Here is a 21,265-nt window from a genome sequence, read left to right as displayed (position 1 = left end):
CCGCGTCCCCCGTCGCCCCGTACAGCAGGGTGCGCCACGCCGGCGGCCAAGTGCCCCTGTCGCACCAGCGTGACACTGTCAGACCGGTTTCAGGCGTAAGCGCGGGCACGGGCCCTGCACGCGCCGGAGAACAGCTTAAAAGTTCGTTTGCTTTCAACGACTTGGCGCCGGCGGCGCGGCCATGGCACCAACTTTGCACTAGGTACTGGGCCGGGCTGCGCAAGTCCGGTGCATTTCACCATACACATTTCACCAACAAAAAGGGGTTCTTCATGAAACAAACTATCCTGGCCGCAGCGATCGCCATGGCGTTCAGCATGAACGCGTTCGCCAATCCCGCCAATACCGCTACCAACCCGTCCGGCAGCAGCGGCGGCGAAATGAACCAGACCGCGACCACCAGCACCACGCAAGGAGGCGACGCGCCGCAGGCGAACGAACAATCGCTGGCGATGCAGGTGACCGACTCCGGCAACGACAAAAGCACGGGCAAGAACAACAGCGTTGGCGACGCCCTGGGCGCGGGCACGGGCGCGGCGGCAGCCAACAATGGCGCCACCGCAACGTCCAACTTTTCAAACGCTTTCAACACCACCACCGCCATCGCCAGCAGCTCGCTGGTGGGCACCGTGACGGGCAACGCGATCACCAATATCGGCAATACCGCCAACTTCGCCGGTAACAGCAATGGCGGGACCGGCACCGGCGGCGCCGGCGCCGCCGGCAGCGGCGGCAGCGCTTCAAGCGTGGGCGGCGCTGGCGCGGCGGCCAGCGGCGGCAATGGCGGCAACGGTGCGGCCGGCGCGGGCGGCTACGGCGGCGCCGGTGGCTTCGGCGGGGCCGGTGCGGGCGCATCTGGCGGCAGCGGCGGCAGCGGCGCGGCGGGCGGCACTGGCGCCAACGGCAGCGCGGCCAATGGCGCCGTGTTGGCTGGCAGCGCGCTCGGCGCTGACGGCGGCAACGGCGGCGTCGGCGGCAGCGGCGGGCTGGCGGCGGGCGGCAATGGCGGCGCCAGCGGCGCTGCGACCGGCGGCAACGGCGGCGGTGGCGGCGCGGCAGCGGGCGGTTATGGCGGTGCCGGCGGCGGCGGCGGCGCAGGCGGCCTGGCGCTGGGCTCGACCGCCGACTCGGCCAACAGCGGCACTGGCGGCGCGGGCGGCACGCCCGGCTCCGATCCGGCCGGCAGCAGCAGCGGCGGCGCGGCAACCACGGGTGACGCCAGCGCAACAGCTGGCGACACCACGGTCGGTGACGCCGGCGCAGGTGGCGCCGGGGCCATGGGCGGCACGGCCACGGCCGGCACCGGCGGCGCCGGCGCGGCGCCTGCCAGCACGGCAGGCAACGGCGCCAGCGCCACGGTGGGTGACGGCGGCGCAGGTGGCGCAGGTGCGGCTGGTGGCAGCGCCACCGGCGGCGCCGCTACCAACGGTTCGCCTACGGTCGGTGACGCCAGCGGCGGCACGGGCGGCATGGGCGGCGCAGGCGGCGGCGGCAACAGCGGCGGCGCTGGCGGCGCCGGCGGCCTGGGCGGCGGCGGCAATAGCGGCGGCGCCGGTGGCGCCGGCGGCCTGGGTGGCGGCGGCAATACCGGCGGCGCGGGCGGCGACGGCGGCACCAACACGGCTGGCGCGGGCACGGGCGGCAATGGCGCAGCCGGCACCGGCGGCAATGGCGGCAGTGCCACTGTCAATGCCGGCACCTTCGACATGTCGAACACCATGAGCAATGTTGGCCAGTCGGCCGCCGGCATCATGTCGGTGGTGCAGAACAATGGCTTCTCGTCGCTGATCCAGCAAAGCGTGAACGTGCAGTCCAACCTGACGCTGGGCCGCTAAGTCTTGGGCCGGTGTGCCTGCTGGCCCGGCGCACCGGCTTTTTCTACGCCAGCAAGGAGGAGCTTGATGCTATCGACCACCCATTTATGCGCAAGCAGCGCGCTGGCAACGCTGCTTGCGCTGACGCCACACGTGCAGGCAGCCCAAGCCAACGCGGCCGACGCGGCCGACGCGGCCAACGCGGCCGACGCGGCCAACGCGCAAGCGTCCCGTAGCGGCGCGCCGGCGGCTGCGGCGCCTCGTGCAGCGCCGGACTATGTACCCGGCTTCGGCCTTGCCGCCGCCCCCGCCCGGCTGGACAGTTCGCGCGGCGGCAGCGACGGCATGGCCACTAGCGCCAACCTGCGCGGCGCGGTCACGGGCAACCGCGCCAGCAACGTCGTCACCGGCGCCAACACAATCCAGGCCAGCTCGTTCGCGGGAGCGACCGGCATTCCCATCGTGATTCAAAACTCCGGTGCGAATGTGCTGATCCAGAACGCAACGATCATCAACCTGCAGTTCCGGCAATGAGGCAAAGCACGATGCGCAACATTGTGCGCGAATTGGTGGGCAAATCAATGAGATTCGTGATGCCAGCGATGCCGCCAGAGCTGCGGCGAAAACCCACGCGAACACCGCTGCGCCCCCTGATGCGACTGATCCTGCCGGGCGCGGCGTTATTGCTGAGCACGCCTGACAGCGCTTCGGCGCTGGAACTCGCCGTGTCCGGCGCGCGCTTCAACGTACCGGCCAGCAGCCTGAAGGAGATTCGTTTCCGCAGCACGCTGCGCCAGCAATACGATTTCAGTTGCGGGTCGGCCGCACTGGCCACGCTGCTGACCCACCATTACGGGCAAGCCGTCAGCGAAGCGCAAGTGTTCGAGGCCATGTATTTGCGGGGGGACCAGGACAAAATTCGCAAAGAAGGTTTTTCCATGCTCGACATGCAGCGCTTCCTTGCCTCGCACGGACTGCGCGCGGACGGTTTCCAGCTGCCGCTGCAAAAACTTGTGGACGCCGGATTGCCCGCCATCGTGCTCGTCTCTGACAAGGGCTACAGCCATTTCGTGGTCGTCAAGGGCGTGGCCGACGGGCGCGTATTGCTGGGCGACCCCGCAAGCGGCGCCCGTGCGCTGACGCGCACCGCGTTCGAAGCCATCTGGACCAGCAAGCTGCTGTTTGTCGTGCACGGCTACCGGGACGCGCCGAGCTTCAATATTCCGGCCGACTGGCGCGCCGCGCCGGCTGCCCCGCTGGCCGCCGTGGTCGGGCGCGAATCACCGGCGATACTGCCCTTGCCCAAGCTCGGGCCGGGCGACTTTTGACAGGAGCGGCCATGCATATTATGTTCACCTTCATCTCGCGCGCTTGCGCGGCCTGCCTGCTGGCGGTTACGGCCGCGGCCCAGGCCGCGCCCGCCGGCTGGATCGCGGTCGACAGCGCCACGCTTGAGCGCTCGCGCGGCGGTTTTATCACGGCCGGCGGACTGACCGTCTCGCTTGGTATCGAACGCCTAGTATCGATCAACGGCAGCGTGGTTTCGCGCACTAGTTTCCACATTGCCGACATCGGCAGGCTCGACGCCGAACAGGCGCGTCAAACCGGCGCTACCCTGTCCGCAATCAAACTGATCCAGAACGGCGGTGACAACATGATGCTGGCTGGGCTTTCCAACGACACGCTGTCCGGCATGGTCATCCAGAACACCCTGAACGACCAGCGGATCGACAGCAAGACCATCATCAACGCGTCCGTCAACAGCATCGGTTTATTAAAGACAATCAATTTCAACGGCAACGTCAGTGAGGCGATCGCGCAAGCAGTCGTTCCCCGCTGACCGGAGGAAGCATGCGATCCATTTTCGTTCACGGCGTGCGCGGCGCTGGCCTCGCCGCCATCCTGTGCAGCCCCATGGCACATGGCCAGGGGCCAGCCGTCGCAGCCGGCGTACAGGCTCAGCTTGCGGACCTGCAGCGCCAGCTGGCCGAGCAGCGACTGCTCATCGACGCCCTTGCGCGCGAACTCGCCGAGGCCCGTCGCGTGTCTGCGCCTGAAGCCCCTCCTCTTGCCGCACGCTCACAAGTTGCGCCTTCACCAGTTGCGCCTTCACCAGTTCTACCTTCACCAGTTCTACCTTCACCAGTTCTACCTTCACCAGTTGGGCCTTCACGAGTCCCACGCCCGCTTGCCGTCAGCCCGCTTGCCGCGAGCCCACTTTCCGCGAGTCCACTTTCCGCCAGCCCGCTTTCCGCCAGCCCGCTTGTCGCCAGCCCGATCCTCGCCAGCCCGCTTGCCCCCGCATCCCTCAACGCGCCAGTCCTGACAGCAGTGCAACTCGACGCCAAACGCGGCACCGGCAACGCCGCCCTTTCCGAGCCCTCTGGCAGCCTCGCCGACGTTCCCGCCACTGCGCCCGCAGGCGTCTCCACGACCACGCCTGCAACGGCCGCCGACGGGCGCGCGGTACGGCCAGCGGCTGCGACTGGCACGACGCCCAACGCCGGTGCCCAGGACAGCGCGCGCGCGTCCCCTGACGCCGCCACTGCGCCAAGGCGGCCTGCGCCCCGCACCGGCTATGCGGCGGTGGACGCGGCAGCCGCGCCCACCGCGCCCGCTCCCACCACGCCTGCACCCACCACGCCCGCATCCAGCCCGGTCGGCAAGCCGCCGGCCAGCCGCGGCCGCCCGCCGGAAGTCGCGCCGCTATTTGAGCAACCCGGCGTACTGACCCCCACCGGCAAGTTCATCTTCGAGCCGGCAGTGCAGTTTGGCTATTCCTCGAGCAACCGGGTGGCGCTGGTTGGCTACACCATCATTCCCGCCTTGCTGATCGGCCTGGTCGACGTGCGCGAAGTCAAGCGCAATACCACCACCGCCATTCTCAGTGGACGACTAGGCCTGACCAACCGCCTGGAAATCGATGCCAAGATTCCCTATGTCTACCGCTCCGACGCCACCGTGAGCCGCGAAATTTTTACCGGCACCGCCGTTGAAAACGTGTTCGGCACCAGTGGCAAAGGGATCGGCGACGCGGAAGTAGGCATGCGTTATCAACTCAACAGCGGCGGCCCGGACAGCGCCTATTATGTGGGTTCGCTGCGCTTCAAATCGCGTACCGGGCGCGACCCGTTCAGCGTCATCACCGATTGCGTCCAGCGCTGCATCGGCCCAAATGCCAGCGGCACCGGTCTGCCGCTCGACTTGCCGACAGGCTCGGGCTTTTTTTCCATCCAGCCTGGCCTGACATGGCTGTTCCCATCCGATCCGGCCGTGTTTTTCGGCAGCGTCAGCTACTTGCACAACTTCAAGCGCAGCGACGTCAGCCGCACCGTACTGGGAGGCGAACGCGAGTTCCTGGGCGAAATCAAACCGGGCGATATTGTCGGCTTCAATTTTGGCATGGGACTGGGCCTGAATGAAAAGGCGTCCTTCAGCCTCGGCTACGATCACAGTTCGATCGGGCGCACCCGGCAAAACGGCATCGTTTCTCCCGGCGCCGTGCGCACCCAGCTCGGCACCCTGCTGCTGGGCTTTTCCTACCGCATCAACGACACGCGCAGCCTGAACGTGGCGGTCGGCGCCGGCCTCACGCGCGACACGCCCGACGTCACGCTGACGGTGCGCATGCCCACCACGTTTTGACGCCTTCCACTAATCTCGCTAACATGGACGGCATTGACATGATCCGGGTTTGCCATGCATCCAGTCCCCCTCGTCCACACCACGCGCAGCTATCCCGCATCGGGCTTATCGGGCCTATCGGGCTTATCGGACTTGTCAGACATCTCAGGCTTATCCGGTTTATCGGACATATCGGCGTTATCGGGCGCGCCGGACGCGCGGGACACCTTTAGCGCACACGGTTACCTGGTCGAAAACATCCACATGGGTTCGGTTGCCGTGGTCGACACCGACGGCAAGTTGCTCTGGTACGCTGGCGATCCAAGCGCCCTGACCTTCACCCGCTCCGCGCTCAAGCCTTTTCAGGCGCTTCCCTTCGTGCTGGCCGACGGTCCCGCGCGCTTCGGCATGAACAGCGCCGAACTGGCGCTGCTGTGCGCCAGCCATTCCGGCGAGCCATCGCACCTGGCCGGCGTCCAGGCGATTCTCGCCAAAATCGGCCTCGATGAAAGCCACCTCGAGTGCGGTTGCGGCACGCCGCTCTACTACGACACGGTGGGCGAGGCCCCGCCCACGTATGCGTGGCGCCCCCTGCACCACAATTGTTCCGGCAAGCACAGCGGCTTTTTGGCTTGGTGCCGTCTGCATGACGTGCCTGGCCGCGACTATGTCGATCCAGCCCACGCACTGCAACAAGAAATCCGTCGGACGCTGGCGGTCACGGTCAACATGCCGGCCTCGAGCATGCCGACCGGCCTTGACGGCTGTTCGGCGCCGAATTACGCGTTGCCGCTGGACCGCCTGGCTCACCTGTTCGCGCGTCTTGGCAGCGGCGCCGCCGACCGGCAGCATGGCGCGGCGATGGGGGATTTGTTCGACGCCATGACCGCCCATCCGCACATGGTGTCGGGCGCGCAGCGCTGCGACTACGCTTATATGCAGGCGGGCGCCGGCGATTGGGTCAGCAAGGTTGGGGCCGATGGCGTGCAGACGATCGGCATCCGTTCCGCCGGCTTGGGCATCGCCGTCAAGATCGCCGACGGCGCCGCGCGCGCACTGCACACCGCGACCTTCAGTGTCCTGGACCAGCTCGGCTTACTGGACAATGCGCGGCGCGCCATGCTCGAACAGTATCGCCAGCCCCCGTTGAAAAATGCGCGGGGACTCACCGTAGGCGACATCCGCTCCGTGCTGACGCTGCGCCGTCCCGGCTGAAGCGCCGCCGGCAACCCGGCTCAAGCGCTAGGCTCAAGCGCTCGGCTCGGGCGCTCGTCTCAAGCGCTTGTCTCAATTTTTTACTCGGTCGACAACACCAGCGTTTCCTTGATTTCCTCCATCACCACATAGCTTTTCGACTGCGCCGCTCCCGGCAGTTCGAGCAGCATGTCGCCCAGCAACTTGCGATACTCGGCCATCTCGTGAATGCGCGCCTTGATCAGGTAATCGAAATCGCCCGACACCAGGTGGCATTCCTGCACCTCAGGTATGCGCAGCACTTCGCGCCGGAACTGTTCAAAAGCCGAGGCCGATTTTTGGTTCAGTGTAATTTCAACGAACACCAGCAGCTTGGCGCCCAGCGCCGCCGGATCGACCCGCGCGTAATACCCGCTGATGACCCCGTCGCGTTCCATCCGCTTGACGCGCTCGATGCAGGGCGTCACCGACAAACCGACCCGCTCGCCCAGATCCTTCATGGAGATCCGCCCCTCTTGTTGCAGGATGCGCAAAATATGCCGGTCCAGCTTGTCCAGCATCCGGCTTGATTCTTTTTGAATTCGCATGAAAATCCACTAAATATAAGCGGTTATACGTGAACAAACACTAAGTGAATGGCCATAATATAACGGAAATTCTGGAAACACCACTATAAATCAATGGGAGCAGGCATGCGGGTCGTGATTCTGGGCAGCGGCGTTATCGGTGTGACCACGGCGTACTACCTGGCCAAGGCTGGCCATGAGGTGACGGTGATCGACCGCCAGAGCGCCCCCGCCATGGAAACCAGCTTTGCCAATGCGGGCCAGATTTCCCCCGGCTACGCCTCGCCGTGGGCAGCGCCCGGCATCCCGCTCAAAGCCATGAAATGGATGCTGCAGCGCCACGCGCCGCTGTCCATCACCCCGGACGGCACCACCTTCCAGCTCAAGTGGATGTGGGAAATGTTACGTAATTGCACCGCCGAGCGCTACGGCGTCAACAAGGAACGCATGGTGCGCCTGGCCGAGTACAGCCGCGACTGCTTCAAGGAATTGCGCGACCAGTCCGGCATTACGTACGAAAGCCGCCAGCGCGGCACCATGCAGCTGTTTCGTACCGAAGCGCAGTTTGCCAGCGCCGCCAAGGATATCAAGGTACTGCAGGATTCCGGCGTGCCCTATGAACTGCTCACGCGCGCGCAACTGGGCAGCGCCGAACCGGCGCTGGCCCATGCCGGCGCCAAGCTGGTCGGCGCGCTGCGCCTGCCGAACGACGAAACCGGCGACTGCCAGCTGTTCACCACGCGCCTGGCGGCCTTGGCCGAAGCGCTGGGCGTCACGTTCCGTTACAACGTCGCCATCGACCGCTTGCACGTGGCGGGCAACAGCATCGCCGGCGTGCAGTGCGGCGACGAGCGGATGGTGGCCGACGCCTACGTGGTCGCGCTCGGCGCTTATTCGACCGTGCTGCTCAAGTCCATCGTCGACATCCCGGTCTATCCGATGAAAGGCTACTCGATCACCGTGCCAATTACCGACGCCTCCAAGGCACCGGTGTCGACCATTCTTGACGAAACCTACAAGATCGCCGTCACCCGCTTCGAAGACCGCATTCGCGTCGGCGGCATGGCCGAAATCGCCGGCTTCGACCTGCGCCTGAACCCGCGCCGCCGCGCCACGCTGGAAATGGTCGTGGGCGACCTGTTCCCCGGCGCCGGCGACGTCGCGCAAGCATCGTTCTGGACCGGCTTGCGTCCCATGACCCCGGACGGCACGCCAATTGTCGGGCGCACGGCGCTGGGCAACCTGTTCCTCAACACCGGCCACGGCACGCTCGGCTGGACCATGTCCTGCGGTTCGGCGCAAATGCTGGCCGACCTGATGTCGGCCAAGCGCCCCGCGATCCCGTTCGACGACTTGGCGGTGGGCCGCTACGCCGGCCGTGGCGTGCGCACCGCGCTCGACCTCGCCAACGCCTGAGCAGCCGGGACGTCCAACCCGGACGACCAACCCGAACCACCAACGACGGCGGCTTGCGAGAGGTGAAATATCCTCTCATCGCCGCCGTTTTTCTTATCATTTATTTCAATGACAGCGACAGCGCGCGCAACTGCCGCGTGACCATCCCTGCCCACAAACGCCCAGGCCAACGTGGAGTCGGACATTTTTATCCACCGCCTGCCGCCCACTCGCAGACCGCTATTCGACCGTGATCGGCAAGTCGCGCCCGGCCAGCGCCACATTGCCCGCAAAGTCCGCCGCGTATACGCGCACCAGGTAGTCGCCCGGCGCCAGCGAGGCCGGATTCCAGCTCCCGGTCCTGGCGGCGCCATCGCGCACCACGTTTGTCAGCACGTACAAAAACCGCGTGGTGGCGCTGCCGTAGACCGTGATGCCGCTCTCTTTCGCGTACGCCACCTGCACGCTTTCCCGGTCCGGCGGCAGCCGGTTGAATTCGATATTCACCAGCGGCTGCTCGTAGCCCGGCAGCGGCGTGCCGTCCGCGTGCAGGATCTGGTAGCCGGCCTTGTACAGACCGAGTTTGCGCCGCGCCGCGTTGCCGTCGCTCTGGTCATACGCTTCAGCGACGATCGCCAGCGGCCCGCCGGCGCGCGCCACCAGCACCGGCTTGCCCGCCTTGCGCGAAAGCGCCACGCCGTTCGCGTCGCGCAGCGTGATGGCATCGATGTGCGGCACGACGCGGTCCGACAAGCCCGCAAACGGCAGCGCGAGGGGATTGGCTTCGCCGCCCGCCATGTGGCGCACCAGGTGCACATGGAACATGCTGTTTACCGTGCCGAGCGTATCGCCCACGGCAAAGCGCGTGCCGCGCTTGACGCGCACGCGCTCCGGCTTGCCCTTGTCGTCATTGGTCACGGCAAAGCGCGCCGGGTCCACCGAAACGTTCTTGAGCGTGCGCCCCACCCGCAGGTGGATGTACGAAAAGCCGTCAAAGCCGATCCCTTCGCCGACGCTGCCAAAGCCGCCGTTGGGCAAAGGGTTGCTCACCTTTTCGTTCGACACCGACAGCACCGGCGCGCCCATCGCCCCCTGCACATCGAGCCCGTTATGGAAGTGATGCAGGTTCTCGCCGTCATAGCTGCCGCGTGCTTCACCGACGATGCCGACCACTTCATGCTTGCCGTTCTGCGGCGCCAAGGGCCACGGAAAAACCGCCGGCGTCGTCGCCGCGCCAGCAGCGGGGGTAGCAGAGGCAGTAACCACCGACGCCGGCACCGGCCGCGCCGCAGACTGCACGCCGCGCGGCGCCACCTTGCGCAGCACGCCGTTGAGCGCGTCGCTCACATACAGCGCGCCCTCGCGGTCGATCGCCATGCCCGCCGGGCGCGCAAAGCGCACCGACTTCGCGTCACCGATGGCGATGTCGATGCCGATCCCGGTCAACCCGACCAGTTGTCCGCCTGGCGCCACCTGCAAGATGCGCCCGCGGCTCATGTCGCCCACATACACAAAGCCGTCACCGGTGACCGCCAGCGCCAGCGGGCGCCGCAACAGCGGGTCGTCCACGTCCGGCACCGAACGCACCAGCGTTTCCACCATGCCGTCCGCACTGATTCGGCGGATGGCGCCGAAGCGGGTGTCGGCCACGTACAGCGCGCCCGCAGCGTCAATCGCGATCCCGGTCGGCGTGTCGAACATGGCGCTTGCCGCCGGGCCGTCGAGCGCGCCGGGCACGCCGCTGCCGGCGACCGTGCTCACCAAGCCGTCCACGCCGATGCGCCGGATCCGGTCGTTGTAGGTGTCGGTCACATACACATTGCCGGCCTTGTCGAGCGCCACGCCGATTGGGGCGTTGAACTGCGCCTGGCGCGCCGCGCCGTCGCGAAAGCCTGCCGTGCCGTCACCGGCGAGCGTCGTCACCACGCCCTGCATCGTAACTTTGCGGATGGCGTTGTTGCCGGTGTCGGCCACGATCAGGTTGCCAGCCGGGTCGAACGCGACGCCCGACGGCGTGTGAAAGGCCGCTGCGGCCCCGCTGCCGTCGCTGCGCCCTTCGCGCCCGCCGGCCAGGATGGTGACCTGGCCATCAAGGCCGACGCGCGCAATCCGGTTATGTTCGCCCGCATCGGCCACGTACACATTGCCCTGCCGGTCCAGCGCCACGCCGAACGGATCGGCAAAGCCACCGGCCACGTCGGACACCGTCGCCGGCCACCCCATGGTCGTGGCCGCCGGCTTGCCCGCCAGGCGCGCACCGGGCGCCTGGCCTGCGGTGCCGATCAGCCATCTCGGCGCGCCGAACACCGCCACGACCGCTGCTGCCACCAGGATCGCCGCCGTTATCGCCAGCACCACGCCCGCTGCGGCCAACCGGGTTTTCTTCATTTTCAAACCATTCACCTGCCTCTGCCGTTTGCGAGACGCAAGCTTAACCGAAGCCCTGCTACACTGCTAGCGAGCAGCTCCCCCACACCTTGAAGGCGGCAATGCAAACACACCCAATCAACGCCCTGGTCAGCGCGGCCCACGATGCGATCAACCGCGAAGACTTCGATTCGCTGATGGAGTTTTACACCGACGACGCGACCGTCGTCGTGGTCCCGGGCCGGGCCGCCAACGGCAAGGAGGAAATCCGCAGCGCCTTCGTCGCGCTCGCAGAACACTTCCAGCACACGCTGTACGTCACGCAAGGGGACATGATTGTTATCGAAGGGGGCGACAGTGCGCTCGTCATCGCGCAGGTCAATGTGCGCGCCAACATGAAGTCGAGTGCGCCTACCATGGAAACGCGCAACGCCAACTACGTCTTCAAGCGCGGCGAAGACGACCAGTGGCGCTGCATCGTCGACAATTCGTACGGAGCGGCGCTGCTCAACCAGCTGCCGGTGTAGTTGTTAACTGCCCGTCTCGGGCAAAAACACAACCAGCTCGGCGTCGCGCACCGCCGCCTGCGCGGCCGCTTCCTGGGCCAGGTGCAAAAAATGCAGGCGCACTTCCTTGGCGCCGGTTTCGGCCGCCGGCGTGGTGCAGCGGCGCGCCCGGTGGTGCAGCACCGCGCCCGACGGCGAAATGAGGGCCGCCGTCATCATCGGCCCCTGCGCATAGATTTCAACCGCCTCGGCCTGCGCCGTGGTCGAGAGCAAATGGGTGTGCCCGCACTCGTCGGACGTGCCGAATTCAAGCTTGCCGCTGGCGCGCACCACCGCGTATTCGCGGTTGACCAGCGCCCGGCCGTCATGGTCGTCGACCAGCTTGAAGCGCTCCGTAAACACCTGGCCGCGCGGCCCGCGCACCGACGCGTCCGACGCCGGCGTCGACAAGGCGCGACCGGTATCCTTGATGACCTGGCTGCGCAGCATCTGGTTGGGCATCAGCTTGGGCGCCACCGCGCAGCGGCAAACACACAAGTCGTTTTCCAGCGCCACGTTCTTGCCGTTCCAAGATTCGGGAATGCGCGGGCCCACGCACTGGATCTTGCCCGCCGTCTGGCAGGCCGGGCAGCTCACCAGGTCCCCCTCGAGCGCGATCGGCACGCCGTCGATCCGGCCCTCGCTGCTGGCCGAAATGACCTTGCCCCCGCTGCTGGTGGGGGCGCCGAGGGTAATCGTATACCGCCGCATCAGAGCGGACCTGCGGACTTGCGCATCGCGATTGTGATGATTGAACGCATATTTTCCCTTTACGACAACAAATGTCAGTGCCGTCAAACTTTGTGGCCGAGTTGTAAGGTTACGGTCTGTCACGAATCAGGCTTTGATCTCGGTCAAGAGTTTTCTGGGGAAACCTTGCGTCAACTTTGTATACCCCTTTGTCAACACTGTACTATCGCATCAAAAACCGTCAACCTTTGGGAAATTAGTTGCATTTCATGCAGCTAACAGGATGCGGGCAAGCAACTGTGTTACCCTGAAGCAGGGGACGTTCAGCCGGGCTTTCTCACACGCATATACCGTTGCGGCTACACCGATCGTTCCATTGCGCCTGGCCCGGCGCCGGCGCTCAGCCCCACCTGCTCATTTGCTCATTGCTAACCTGCCCATCTGCCCACGTCCCCACATGTTCATTCTAAAAAAAGGCCGGTCAGATCAGCTAATGCTGGTCGGCTACGGCGCCACACTTGCCGTCCTGTTCCTCTTTGGGGGTATTGCTGCCGCATCCGGCGTCGGCGCCCTGTATGCGGTACCCATGCTGGTGGCCGGTGCGGTGCTGCTGGCCGGCTTCGTTGTGCTCGCAGGCGCGCGCAAGGAAAGCGCGGACGGCGAATCGGTGCATCCGGTGTCGCAATCGCTGATCAAGGCCGGCGCCTTGCAAAACGCCATTTTCAACAGTGCCAACTTTTCCAGCATTGCCACCGACGCCCAGGGCGTGATCCAGATTTTCAATGTGGGCGCCGAACGCATGCTCGGCTACCTGGCACAAGACGTCGTCGACCGCATCACACCGGCCGACATTTCCGACGCCCAGGAAGTCATCGCGCGCGCCAAGAGCCTGTCCGACGAGCTCGAAGAACCGATCGCGCCCGGTTTCGAGGCGCTGGTGTTCAAGGCTTCGCGCGGGATTGAAGACATTTACGAACTCACGTATATCCGCAAGGATGGCAGCCGCTTCCCGGCGGTGGTATCGGTCACGGCGCTGCGCGACGCGCAAGACGCCATCATCGGCTACCTGCTGATCGGCACCGACAACACGGCCCGCAAGGAAGCCGAAGAAGCGCTGCTGCGCGCCGGCGCCTTGCAAAGCGCCATTTTTAACAGCGCCAACTTTTCCAGCATCGCCACCGACGCCCAGGGCGTGATCCAGATTTTCAATGTCGGCGCCGAGCGCATGCTGGGCTACACGGCCGCCGACGTGGTCGACAAGATCACCCCCGCGAATATCTCGGACCCGCAAGAAGTGATCGAGCGCGCCGAGTCGCTCAGCCTGGAACTGGACGCGGCCATCGCCCCCGGCTTCGAAGCGCTGGTGTTCAAGGCCTCGCGCGGCATCGAAGACATTTACGAATTGACCTACATCCGCAAGGATGGCAGCCGTTTTCCCGCCATTGTTTCGGTCACCGCCCTGCGCGACGCCCAGGACGCGATCATCGGCTACCTGCTGATCGGCACCGACAACACTGCCCGCAAGCAAGTCGAAGCCGAACAGGAATTGCTCGACCAGAGCCTGCGCGACCAGCAGTTCTACACCCGTTCGCTGATCGAATCGAATATCGACGCGCTGATGACGACCGACCCGCGCGGCATCATTTCCGACGTCAACCAGCAAATGGTCGCGCTCACCGGCTGCACCCGGGACGAGATGATCGGCGCCCCGTTCAAGAATTATTTCACCGACCAGAAGCGCGCCGAAACCGGCATCAAGCGCGTGCTGCGCGAAGGCAAGGTCACCAACTACGAACTGACCGCGATAGCGCGCGACGGCACCCAGACCGACGTGTCCTACAACGCCACGCTGTTCTACGACCGCGACCGCAACCTGAAAGGCGTGTTCGCCGCCGCCCGCGACGTTACCGAACGCAAGCAGATCGAACGCACTCTGAACGAAAACAATGTCGAACTGGAAAGCGCGAAAGCGGCTGCCGAAAAGGCCAACCTGGCCAAGTCGGATTTCCTGTCGAGCATGAGCCACGAACTGCGCACCCCGCTCAACGGCGTGCTCGGCTTTGCCCAACTGATGGAGTCGGCCACGCCGCCCCCAAGTCCTGCCCAGCAGCGCTCGATCAGCCAGATTCTCAAGGGCGGCTGGTATTTGCTGCGCCTGATTAACGAAATCCTCGACCTGGCCATGATCGAATCGGGCAAGGTGACCATTTCCTCCGAACCGATGTCGCTCGCCGAAGTCCTGCTCGACTGCAACGTACTGATCGGCCCGCAAGCGCAAAACCGCGGCATCGGCCTGGTCTTCCCTTCGTTTGACGAGGCGCTGTACATCCATGCCGACCTCACGCGCGTCAAGCAGGTCATGATCAACCTGCTCTCGAACGCCATCAAGTACAACCGTCCGGGCGGCGTCGTCACCGTGCGCTACGAGCGCAGCGGCGCCGACAGCGTGCGCATCCTCGTGGCCGACAGCGGCAACGGCCTGACCGCGTCCCAGATCGGGCAACTGTTCCAGCCTTTTAACCGCCTGGGCCAGGAAGACAGTACCGAAGAAGGCACCGGCATCGGTCTGGTGGTCACCAAGCAGCTCGTGGAACTGATGAACGGCGTCATCGGCGTGACCAGCGAGCCGGGCATCGGCACCGAATTCTGGGTTGAATTCCCCATCGCCAGCGCGCCATCCTTGATTGAAGCGATGCCGTCGGCCAACGCCAGCGAAATCATCGCGGCGCCCGACACCGCCACCGGCAAACTGCGCACGCTACTGTATGTGGAAGACAATCCGGCCAATATGGAACTGGTCGAGATGCTGATCGCCCGGCGCAGCGACCTCAAGCTGCTGACCGCCATCAACGGCCACCTGGGCATCGTCATGGCGCGCTCCTACCAGCCCGACGTGATCCTGATGGACATCAATCTGCCCGGCCTGTCCGGCTTTGGCGCACTGAAAATCTTGCTGAACGATCCCGCCACCGCGCACATACCGGTCATCGCCCTGTCGGCCAACGCCGTGCCGCGCGACATAGAACGCGGCATGGATGCGGGCTTTTTCCGCTACCTGACCAAGCCGATCAAGGTCGTCGAATTCATGGACGCGCTCGATGTTGCACTGCATTTTGCGCAGCAGAACGGCTTGGCGCCCGAAGTGGACGCTATCGGCGAAAAGTAAGTGCGGGAAACAGATGCACCCGTGCAAATAACATTTTTTATTTGGGCCGTGGAAGGCGTCACGGCACCAAAAAGTGCTATCGTAAGCGTGCCAGATTTTTAATCAGCAACAAGACCCAAGCGCCCCGCCCCCGCGCCGCAGTCCCTGCCACACTCCATTGTTCAGCCAACACCACCGCTGACCTACTGAAAGAGGGATGCCGCGTGCACCAGCAAGCCAGAAACAATACCGCGATGATGATCATTGTCGAGCAGGGCATCGTCCATGACAGCCTGCACGGAGCGGTCAAGGCGTGGCGCTTTCTCGCCGCCAACGACGTGCCCGAAGACGTCATCTTGCGGGTGCTGTCGGAGCCGGCCAGGCGCCGCACTGTTGACGTTTGCCAGCAAGCGAGCGGCTAACGCTGGCACCCCGGCCTACATCGCCGGTAATCGTTTTCTTACACGGACGCAGCTTAGCTGCCGACATCGGGCACAAGTTGTTGCGCGCATAATGAATTTTTAGATTATGCAAGCGCGTCCATCCATGCTGATCCACTGCCTCCCCGACCTCACAACGCTCGCCCCGGCTGCACGCACCAGCGCCGCCGTGGCATCCTCGCGCGCACTGTATGCGCAACTCGAAAACGGCCCGCGCGACGACGCGGCAGCCGCCAGTGCCGCTTACCTCAACGGTCAGCTCGCGCTGGCCGAAGCCCTGCCCTGCGACTTGCCCGCCGACCCGGCCGCGCTGGCCGGCTGGGCCGCGCCGCGCAGCGCCGCCGTCGCCCGCCAGTACCGCCACTACCTGGCCGAACGCAAGCAAGGGGCGCCGCGCAGCTACTTCAGCAACCGCGCGCACGTGCTGTACTTTCTACGCTGCGCCGCGCCCACAAAACTGGTGGACGGCGCCTGGCTGTTCGGCGCCCTGCGCCGCTGGCACGAAAATGAATTTCGCCCCTTAATCAAAACCTACATCGAAGAACTGGGCGACGGCCTGCCCGCCAAAAACCACGTGGTACTCTATCAGCGCCTGCTCGACAACCATGCCTGTAATGACTGGCGCGGTCTGGACGACACGTACTTTAACCAGGGCGCCATCCAGCTCGCCCTCGCCTATGCGGGCGCCGAGTACTTGCCCGACTATCTACCGGAAATGGTGGGCTACAACCTGGGCTACGAACAACTGCCGCTGCATCTGCTCATTACCTCCTACGAGTTGAATGAACTGGGCATCGATCCTTACTACTTCACGCTGCACGTCACGGTCGACAATGCCGCCACCGGGCATGCCCACGACGCCGTGGACGCGCTCACGCGCCTGCTCGCCAACGCGCGCGACCCGGCGGCCTTTTACCAGCGCGTGCGCGCCGGCTACCGGCTCAATGAGCTGGGCGCCGGCACCAACGCCATCATCGCCGCCTTTGACCTTGAAGCTGAATTGGTGCGCATATTGGGCGACAAGGCCACTGTCGGCCAGGACATGCATGGCGACTACTGCCGCGTGGCCGGCAAGACCATCAACACTTGGCTGGCCGACTCCGCGCAAATCCCCACTCTGCTGCGCGCCTTTGAAAGCACCGGCTGGATCAAGCGCGGCGCGCCGGCCGCCGAGAGCCGTTTCTGGCGTCTGATTCAGGGCGAACGCGCTGAAATGTTCGGCGTTTTCTCGCCCTACGAGCAGCAAGTTCTTTCGGACTGGATCGAAACTGCGGAACAAGCTTCTGCTACGGCGCGCGTCGCCTCGTTTCGCGCGCGCCAGCGCGCGCTCGAGCCGCTGGCCGCGCCAGGCGCCAGATCGCATGCGTCGCACCCGCCGCGCACGCTAATCCGCTATCCGTACGCAGGCCTGTCCGGCGAACACGCCGCCGAAAGCGACCAGCTGCGCAGCCTCGAACGGGCCGTGGCCATGGCGAGCACCAAGGCCGACGCCATGGCCCTGCTGATCGAACAGATGTCGCCGGCGCGACACCACAGCGCGGCCGGGCTGATGGCAACCCGCATGTTCGCCAGGCTGCTGGCGTGAGGAAACGAGCTGCATGAGGATGCAGACGATCGAACGGCGCGTCCTGCGCGGCCCTAACCTTTTTTCGCGCAGGCAGTGCGTGCAACCTGGACGGCATTGACACGCAGGGCGAGCTGGCAAGAGCCTTTGCCGTACTCGCGCGCGCCGCCTCCGACGCCGTCGTGCTCAACGCCGACGACCACCGCTGCGTGGCAATAGACCATCGTATATCGGGGCCGATGTCGAGCGCATTTACTTTTCGATGAACCCTGAAAACCCGATTTTGCTGCGCCACCTCGAACAACGCGGCCGCGCCGCCTATTTCCAGGACAAGGCGCTGGTGCTGGCCGACGGCGCGCGCCGGATCGCCCTTACGCTTTTACAGTACGCGGGCCAAAGGGTCGCAACGCATCGGTGAGCGCGGCCACGTCGCCCACCGGAACAAGCGTCAGATTCGCTTGCGGCGGCAAGCCACAGGCGCTCGTCGCAATCACGGCAATCCCGCTGGCCAACGCCTGCAGCAGCAATCCCGGACGGCTTGCAATCCAGGCCGGCAAGACCATCACCGCAACGTCGTCAAGGCCGCGCGCGTCGTCCGACCGCTCGACTGCCACGCCATCCCAGAAGCCGGGCGCTTCGAGCACGGGCCCCATGAGCGTAAGCGTGAGCCCCAGTTCGCGCGCGGCGGCGCGCAGTTCATAGGCGCCCTTGCGCCCCAATGTCGCTGCGGGATACGCGATTTTTGTTCCCTTGCGCGGCGCGCACGCTGCCGCCGGCGCCCACTCGAGCAAACGCGCATTGGCAAACAGCGCTGCCACCTGCGCATGCGGCGTAACGACGGTCCTGGCGCGCGCCAACGCCAGCCGCTCTAGCTCCGCCAGTCCTGCCGGCGCCCGGAAGTCCGCCAGCGTTTTGCTGTGCGGATGGCGCCCGTACGCCTCGTCGAGCACCGCTTGCAACTGCACCATGGGCAGGCCGGTCATCAGCACGTCGAAGCTGCGGCCCTGCAGCGCGCCAAGCTGCCACACGTAGGGCAGCAGTTCCTGGGTCACCACGACATGCTCGTCCATGTAACCGAGCGTCTTGACGTAAGCCTTCGCCAGCCGGCGCCTGAAGCGGTGCGCGCTGGCCTGGCGTGCCGCACCCTGGGTGGCGAGCCGGCGCGAAGCAAACGCGCGCCACAAGACCAGCAGCGGGAACGTTGCTACCCTGGCGAAGCCCTCGGTAGACCAGCCATACTGCGCCTTGCCGCGCGCGCGTCCATCGACCGGCAGCATCAGGCAGTCGCCAGGCAGACGCGTGGCCGCGATCCAGGCGTCGAACTCGGGCCACAGTGCATCGACCATAAAGACCGAGCGCAAAGCTAGAGTGGCTGGTGCATTCACCCGCCGAAAGCACGCGCTCTCGCCGCAACTGTGGCAGCTGCGCGCGGATGCGGCCGCGCCCTTGGCGAAAACAATGGTTGACGTTGCCGCTGCCCGCACTGGCGCGCGTGCATGCGCCTTGAAAATGCGCACCTTGAGCCGCCCCGCATCGAGTTCGGCTTCCATCCTGAACGGCTCATCGGCGCTGAAACGCAAGTCGATGTAGTTCCAGAAGACGGTGGCGTCGCGGTTTGCCTGCGCGGCCGAACCGGGGATGACCTGCGAATGCGCATGTCGCTCGACAATCGTCAAGCCCGCATCGAGCGCGGCCTGGTACAGGGCATTGGAGAGCTGGCACAAGCCGCCGCCAATGGCCGCAATGATGCAGCCTTCACGCAGCTCGCGGCCCGGCACGTAGCCGCGCCACCGCCGCGCCCTGCCCACCTGCGCCCAGAAACTGAACAGGCCGCCCGCCGGCACCTGCACGCCATCGATCGAACGCAGGGCCACGCGCAGATTTTCGATCTTGCCCAATACGAGAGCGCGCCGCTCGCTGCCGCCACTGGCGTCCAGCGTTGAAACCGACTCGCTCCACAGGTGTACCAGCGCGCCATGGCTCTCGCGGCCCCGGCCCGCGCGCCAGCGCTTTACATCGCGGTACAGCGCATCGGTCAATGTGCGTTTCAAGCGCAGCAAGCTGGCCTTGACGCCAAATACCGCTGCCTCCACGCGCGTGGGCAGCTGCTCCCGGGTGCTGCTTTGATTGTCCATCCGGCGCACGCAATGTTAGTAAATAAGCTACGCATGCTGACACGCCTGCCCGTCAAACACAATCAAAAGCGACAGAAAATACGCTATTGATAGGTTCGCATGATTGCCATTACAATCACCCGACTGCCGCGCCCTGCCGGCAACGCTCAACTGGATGCCAATGAACGATGAACTGGTTCGTGAAACGACAAGCCTGTGCTCGCGCTGCAAACGCAGCCTAGACGCATCGATCTGGCGCAGCGAAGGCCGCATCGTCATGCGCAAGCGCTGCCCGCAGCACGGCGCCGAAGAAGTCATCGTCTCGCCCCACGCCCAGTGGTACGACGCGATGATGCTCGAGCAGCCCGTCCTCACCCCGCCCGAGAATGCGCGCCCGGTCAGCCAGGGCTGCCCGTTCGACTGCGGCCCGTGCACGGCCCACGAGCAGCAGGTCCTGCTGCCGATCGTGCCGATCACGTCGGCCTGCAACCTGGACTGCCCGATCTGCTACACCCACAACAAGAACGACGGCGCCTTCCACATGTCGCAAGCGGAGCTGCGCGCCATCCTTGGCCACATCCGCCGCGCCGATCCCGACAACCGCATGATCAACCTGACCGGCGGCGAGCCCACCCAGCACCCGGACTTTGAACGGCTGGTCGAACTGTGCCGCGAAGAGGGCGTCAACCGCATCACCGTTTCCACCCATGGCCTGCGCTTCCTGAAGGATGAATGGCTGCTCGAAAAGCTCGCCGCCCTTGAGGCGCGCATCGTGCTCTCCTTCGACTCCTTCACGCCCGGCACCAACGTCGAAATGTTGGGTGGTAATTTTTACCAGGCCAAGATGCGCGTCCTGGCGCTGCTTGAAAAACACGCAGTCGACACCACGCTGCTGCCGGTCCTCTCGCGCGGCAGCAACGACCACGAAGTGGGCGCCTTCGTCAAACTCGGGCTCGAAAAAGACTTCATCCGCAGCGTCGAACTGCACACCATGACCTTCACCGGCCAGGGCGGATCGCAGTTCAACCGGCGCGGCCGCTACACCACCTACGACGTGCTGGCCGACCTGGAACAGCAGACCGACGGCGCCCTCAGAATCACCGACTTCGTGCCCTCGCCTGCCGCGCACCCGATGTGCTACCTCGTCACCTACATGCTGCGCCTGGATGACGGGCGCTGGCTGCCCTTCACCCGCTTCATGGAGCGCTCCGACCTGCGCGAGCTGCTGACCGGCAGCCTGTACCTGGCGCCGACGCCGGCCGTTGAGCTGCGCCTGCAAGACGTGATCACGCGCCTGTGGACGGGCGAAATCGCCTGCGACGACAGCCAGATCGTGCTGGCCACGCTCAAGGGCCTGCTGGCGCGCATGTTCGCGCCCGGCTTGAGTACGGAGCAGCGCACGCGCATCGGCGAACAAAGCTCAAAGGCGATCTACGTTCACTCGCACATGGATGAAGAGACCTTCGACACCGACCGGATCCGCCAGTGCTGCGTGGGCATCCGCGAGCCGGACGGCAGCAACATCCCTTCCTGCGCCTACAATATTCTGTACCGCGACCGCGACACGCGCTTCAACGTCGCTCCCGGCGCCGCGCTCGACACGCTGGGCGGCGGCCGTCTGGTCGCCACGCTCGGCAGCGGGCGCCTGGTCCGCACTTAAGGTTGTCGCCAACGCGCGCTGGACAAAGGCCGATGGAGAAAAAAACCGTTGTTGAAGCGCGTGACGGCGGCAACTTGACCGGCCCCGGGCAGTAGGTCGGAAAAGCGCGCAGCGCGCATTCCGACAAGCGCCGTCGACGGCTCCTGC

At 65.4% G+C, this 21,265-nt stretch carries 18 protein-coding genes; 13 read left to right on the top strand and 5 right to left on the bottom strand.

Annotated elements, in window-relative coordinates; all coding sequences use genetic code 11:
* Window positions 1–272 precede the first annotated feature (272 nt).
* From ACP7D4_RS24400 to ACP7D4_RS24385, 4 genes are all read left to right on the top strand, one after another.
* Window positions 273–1,835, top strand: coding sequence for a hypothetical protein (locus ACP7D4_RS24400; protein WP_426100283.1), 1,563 nt, complete (start codon window positions 273–275; stop codon window positions 1,833–1,835).
* A gap of 66 nt (window positions 1,836–1,901) precedes the next feature.
* A complete protein-coding gene (locus ACP7D4_RS24395; protein WP_426211824.1) occupies window positions 1,902–2,348 on the top strand; it encodes a hypothetical protein in 447 nt (148 codons plus the stop codon).
* Window positions 2,349–2,467: 119 nt separating this feature from the next.
* The gene (locus tag ACP7D4_RS24390; protein ID WP_426211823.1) at window positions 2,468–3,142 is read left to right on the top strand and encodes a C39 family peptidase; all 675 of its coding nucleotides are present in this window, start codon (window positions 2,468–2,470) and stop codon (window positions 3,140–3,142) included.
* An 11-nt stretch (window positions 3,143–3,153) separates the two neighbouring features.
* On the top strand, window positions 3,154–3,654 hold the full coding sequence (locus tag ACP7D4_RS24385; RefSeq protein WP_426100277.1) for a hypothetical protein: 501 nt from the start codon (window positions 3,154–3,156) through the stop codon (window positions 3,652–3,654).
* Between the two features lie 162 nt (window positions 3,655–3,816).
* On the opposite strand, the gene ACP7D4_RS24380 is transcribed toward ACP7D4_RS24385, so the two are convergent.
* Window positions 3,817–3,987: a hypothetical protein gene (locus tag ACP7D4_RS24380; protein ID WP_426211821.1), complete on the bottom strand. Its 171-nt coding sequence runs from the start codon at window positions 3,985–3,987 to the stop codon at window positions 3,817–3,819.
* A gap of 158 nt (window positions 3,988–4,145) precedes the next feature.
* On the opposite strand from ACP7D4_RS24380, the gene ACP7D4_RS24375 reads away from it, so the two are divergent.
* Window positions 4,146–5,459 carry an acetate kinase gene (locus tag ACP7D4_RS24375; RefSeq protein ID WP_426211819.1) on the top strand — a complete coding sequence of 438 codons (1,314 nt, stop codon included), beginning with the start codon at window positions 4,146–4,148 and terminating at the stop codon, window positions 5,457–5,459.
* A gap of 54 nt (window positions 5,460–5,513) precedes the next feature.
* Window positions 5,514–6,653, top strand: a complete 1,140-nt coding sequence (locus tag ACP7D4_RS24370) for an asparaginase (RefSeq protein WP_426211817.1) — start codon at window positions 5,514–5,516, stop codon at window positions 6,651–6,653.
* Window positions 6,654–6,733: 80 nt separating this feature from the next.
* Here ACP7D4_RS24370 and ACP7D4_RS24365 read toward each other — a convergent pair whose 3' ends face one another.
* On the bottom strand, window positions 6,734–7,219 hold the full coding sequence (locus ACP7D4_RS24365) for an Lrp/AsnC ligand binding domain-containing protein (RefSeq protein WP_426100271.1): 486 nt from the start codon (window positions 7,217–7,219) through the stop codon (window positions 6,734–6,736).
* 105 nt (window positions 7,220–7,324) lie between these two features.
* Here ACP7D4_RS24365 and ACP7D4_RS24360 point away from each other — a divergent pair, with 105 nt between their 5' ends.
* Complete coding sequence (locus ACP7D4_RS24360; protein ID WP_426100269.1) at window positions 7,325–8,614, top strand: D-amino acid dehydrogenase; 1,290 nt, start codon at window positions 7,325–7,327, stop codon at window positions 8,612–8,614.
* A gap of 219 nt (window positions 8,615–8,833) precedes the next feature.
* Here the strand turns inward: ACP7D4_RS24360 and ACP7D4_RS24355 are convergent, their stop codons facing one another.
* Window positions 8,834–10,981: an NHL repeat-containing protein gene (locus tag ACP7D4_RS24355; RefSeq protein WP_426211833.1), complete on the bottom strand. Its 2,148-nt coding sequence runs from the start codon at window positions 10,979–10,981 to the stop codon at window positions 8,834–8,836.
* 101 nt (window positions 10,982–11,082) lie between these two features.
* On the opposite strand from ACP7D4_RS24355, the gene ACP7D4_RS24350 reads away from it, so the two are divergent.
* A complete protein-coding gene (locus ACP7D4_RS24350; protein ID WP_426100267.1) occupies window positions 11,083–11,487 on the top strand; it encodes a YybH family protein in 405 nt (134 codons plus the stop codon).
* A gap of 3 nt (window positions 11,488–11,490) precedes the next feature.
* Here ACP7D4_RS24350 and ACP7D4_RS24345 read toward each other — a convergent pair whose 3' ends face one another.
* Window positions 11,491–12,216, bottom strand: coding sequence for a PAAR domain-containing protein (locus tag ACP7D4_RS24345; RefSeq protein WP_426100265.1), 726 nt, complete (start codon window positions 12,214–12,216; stop codon window positions 11,491–11,493).
* 436 nt (window positions 12,217–12,652) lie between these two features.
* Here ACP7D4_RS24345 and ACP7D4_RS24340 point away from each other — a divergent pair, with 436 nt between their 5' ends.
* From ACP7D4_RS24340 to ACP7D4_RS24325, 4 genes are all read left to right on the top strand, one after another.
* On the top strand, window positions 12,653–15,361 hold the full coding sequence (locus ACP7D4_RS24340) for a PAS domain S-box protein (protein ID WP_426100263.1): 2,709 nt from the start codon (window positions 12,653–12,655) through the stop codon (window positions 15,359–15,361).
* Window positions 15,362–15,564: 203 nt separating this feature from the next.
* Window positions 15,565–15,762, top strand: a complete 198-nt coding sequence (locus ACP7D4_RS24335; protein WP_426100261.1) for a hypothetical protein — start codon at window positions 15,565–15,567, stop codon at window positions 15,760–15,762.
* 106 nt (window positions 15,763–15,868) lie between these two features.
* Window positions 15,869–17,365: an iron-containing redox enzyme family protein gene (locus ACP7D4_RS24330; protein ID WP_426211815.1), complete on the top strand. Its 1,497-nt coding sequence runs from the start codon at window positions 15,869–15,871 to the stop codon at window positions 17,363–17,365.
* A gap of 241 nt (window positions 17,366–17,606) precedes the next feature.
* Window positions 17,607–17,762 (top strand): hypothetical protein, encoded by a 156-nt coding sequence (locus ACP7D4_RS24325; protein ID WP_426211813.1) that lies wholly within the window; start codon window positions 17,607–17,609, stop codon window positions 17,760–17,762.
* Here ACP7D4_RS24325 and ACP7D4_RS24320 read toward each other — a convergent pair.
* Complete coding sequence (locus ACP7D4_RS24320; RefSeq protein ID WP_426211811.1) at window positions 17,716–19,479, bottom strand: VanW family protein; 1,764 nt, start codon at window positions 19,477–19,479, stop codon at window positions 17,716–17,718. The two genes, ACP7D4_RS24325 and ACP7D4_RS24320, sit on opposite strands and share 47 nt — an antisense overlap.
* A gap of 160 nt (window positions 19,480–19,639) precedes the next feature.
* Here ACP7D4_RS24320 and ACP7D4_RS24315 point away from each other — a divergent pair, with 160 nt between their 5' ends.
* Complete coding sequence (locus ACP7D4_RS24315) at window positions 19,640–21,118, top strand: radical SAM protein (protein ID WP_426100255.1); 1,479 nt, start codon at window positions 19,640–19,642, stop codon at window positions 21,116–21,118.
* The last annotated feature ends 147 nt before the right edge of the window (window positions 21,119–21,265 follow it).

The sequence above is a fragment of the Massilia sp. TWP1-3-3 genome (assembly GCF_049897805.1).
GTDB lineage: Bacteria > Pseudomonadota > Gammaproteobacteria > Burkholderiales > Burkholderiaceae_D > Telluria_A.
This window is presented reverse-complemented; position numbering and strand designations above follow the sequence as displayed.

What these genes read in the sequence shown, in the direction of transcription:
- ACP7D4_RS24390 (WP_426211823.1), top strand. Translation starts at nt 2,468, where the DNA reads ATGCGACTGATCCTGCCGGGCGCGGCGTTATTGCTGAGCACGCCTGAC.
- ACP7D4_RS24385 (WP_426100277.1), top strand. Translation starts at nt 3,154, where the DNA reads ATGCATATTATGTTCACCTTCATCTCGCGCGCTTGCGCGGCCTGCCTG.
- ACP7D4_RS24340 (WP_426100263.1), top strand. Translation starts at nt 12,653, where the DNA reads ATGTTCATTCTAAAAAAAGGCCGGTCAGATCAGCTAATGCTGGTCGGC.
- ACP7D4_RS24320 (WP_426211811.1), bottom strand. Translation starts at nt 19,479, where the DNA reads ATGGACAATCAAAGCAGCACCCGGGAGCAGCTGCCCACGCGCGTGGAG.
- ACP7D4_RS24355 (WP_426211833.1), bottom strand. Translation starts at nt 10,981, where the DNA reads ATGAAGAAAACCCGGTTGGCCGCAGCGGGCGTGGTGCTGGCGATAACG.
- ACP7D4_RS24325 (WP_426211813.1), top strand. Translation starts at nt 17,607, where the DNA reads ATGAACCCTGAAAACCCGATTTTGCTGCGCCACCTCGAACAACGCGGC.
- ACP7D4_RS24315 (WP_426100255.1), top strand. Translation starts at nt 19,640, where the DNA reads ATGAACGATGAACTGGTTCGTGAAACGACAAGCCTGTGCTCGCGCTGC.
- ACP7D4_RS24350 (WP_426100267.1), top strand. Translation starts at nt 11,083, where the DNA reads ATGCAAACACACCCAATCAACGCCCTGGTCAGCGCGGCCCACGATGCG.
- ACP7D4_RS24345 (WP_426100265.1), bottom strand. Translation starts at nt 12,216, where the DNA reads ATGCGGCGGTATACGATTACCCTCGGCGCCCCCACCAGCAGCGGGGGC.
- ACP7D4_RS24330 (WP_426211815.1), top strand. Translation starts at nt 15,869, where the DNA reads ATGCAAGCGCGTCCATCCATGCTGATCCACTGCCTCCCCGACCTCACA.
- ACP7D4_RS24365 (WP_426100271.1), bottom strand. Translation starts at nt 7,219, where the DNA reads ATGCGAATTCAAAAAGAATCAAGCCGGATGCTGGACAAGCTGGACCGG.
- ACP7D4_RS24400 (WP_426100283.1), top strand. Translation starts at nt 273, where the DNA reads ATGAAACAAACTATCCTGGCCGCAGCGATCGCCATGGCGTTCAGCATG.
- ACP7D4_RS24370 (WP_426211817.1), top strand. Translation starts at nt 5,514, where the DNA reads ATGCATCCAGTCCCCCTCGTCCACACCACGCGCAGCTATCCCGCATCG.
- ACP7D4_RS24360 (WP_426100269.1), top strand. Translation starts at nt 7,325, where the DNA reads ATGCGGGTCGTGATTCTGGGCAGCGGCGTTATCGGTGTGACCACGGCG.
- ACP7D4_RS24395 (WP_426211824.1), top strand. Translation starts at nt 1,902, where the DNA reads ATGCTATCGACCACCCATTTATGCGCAAGCAGCGCGCTGGCAACGCTG.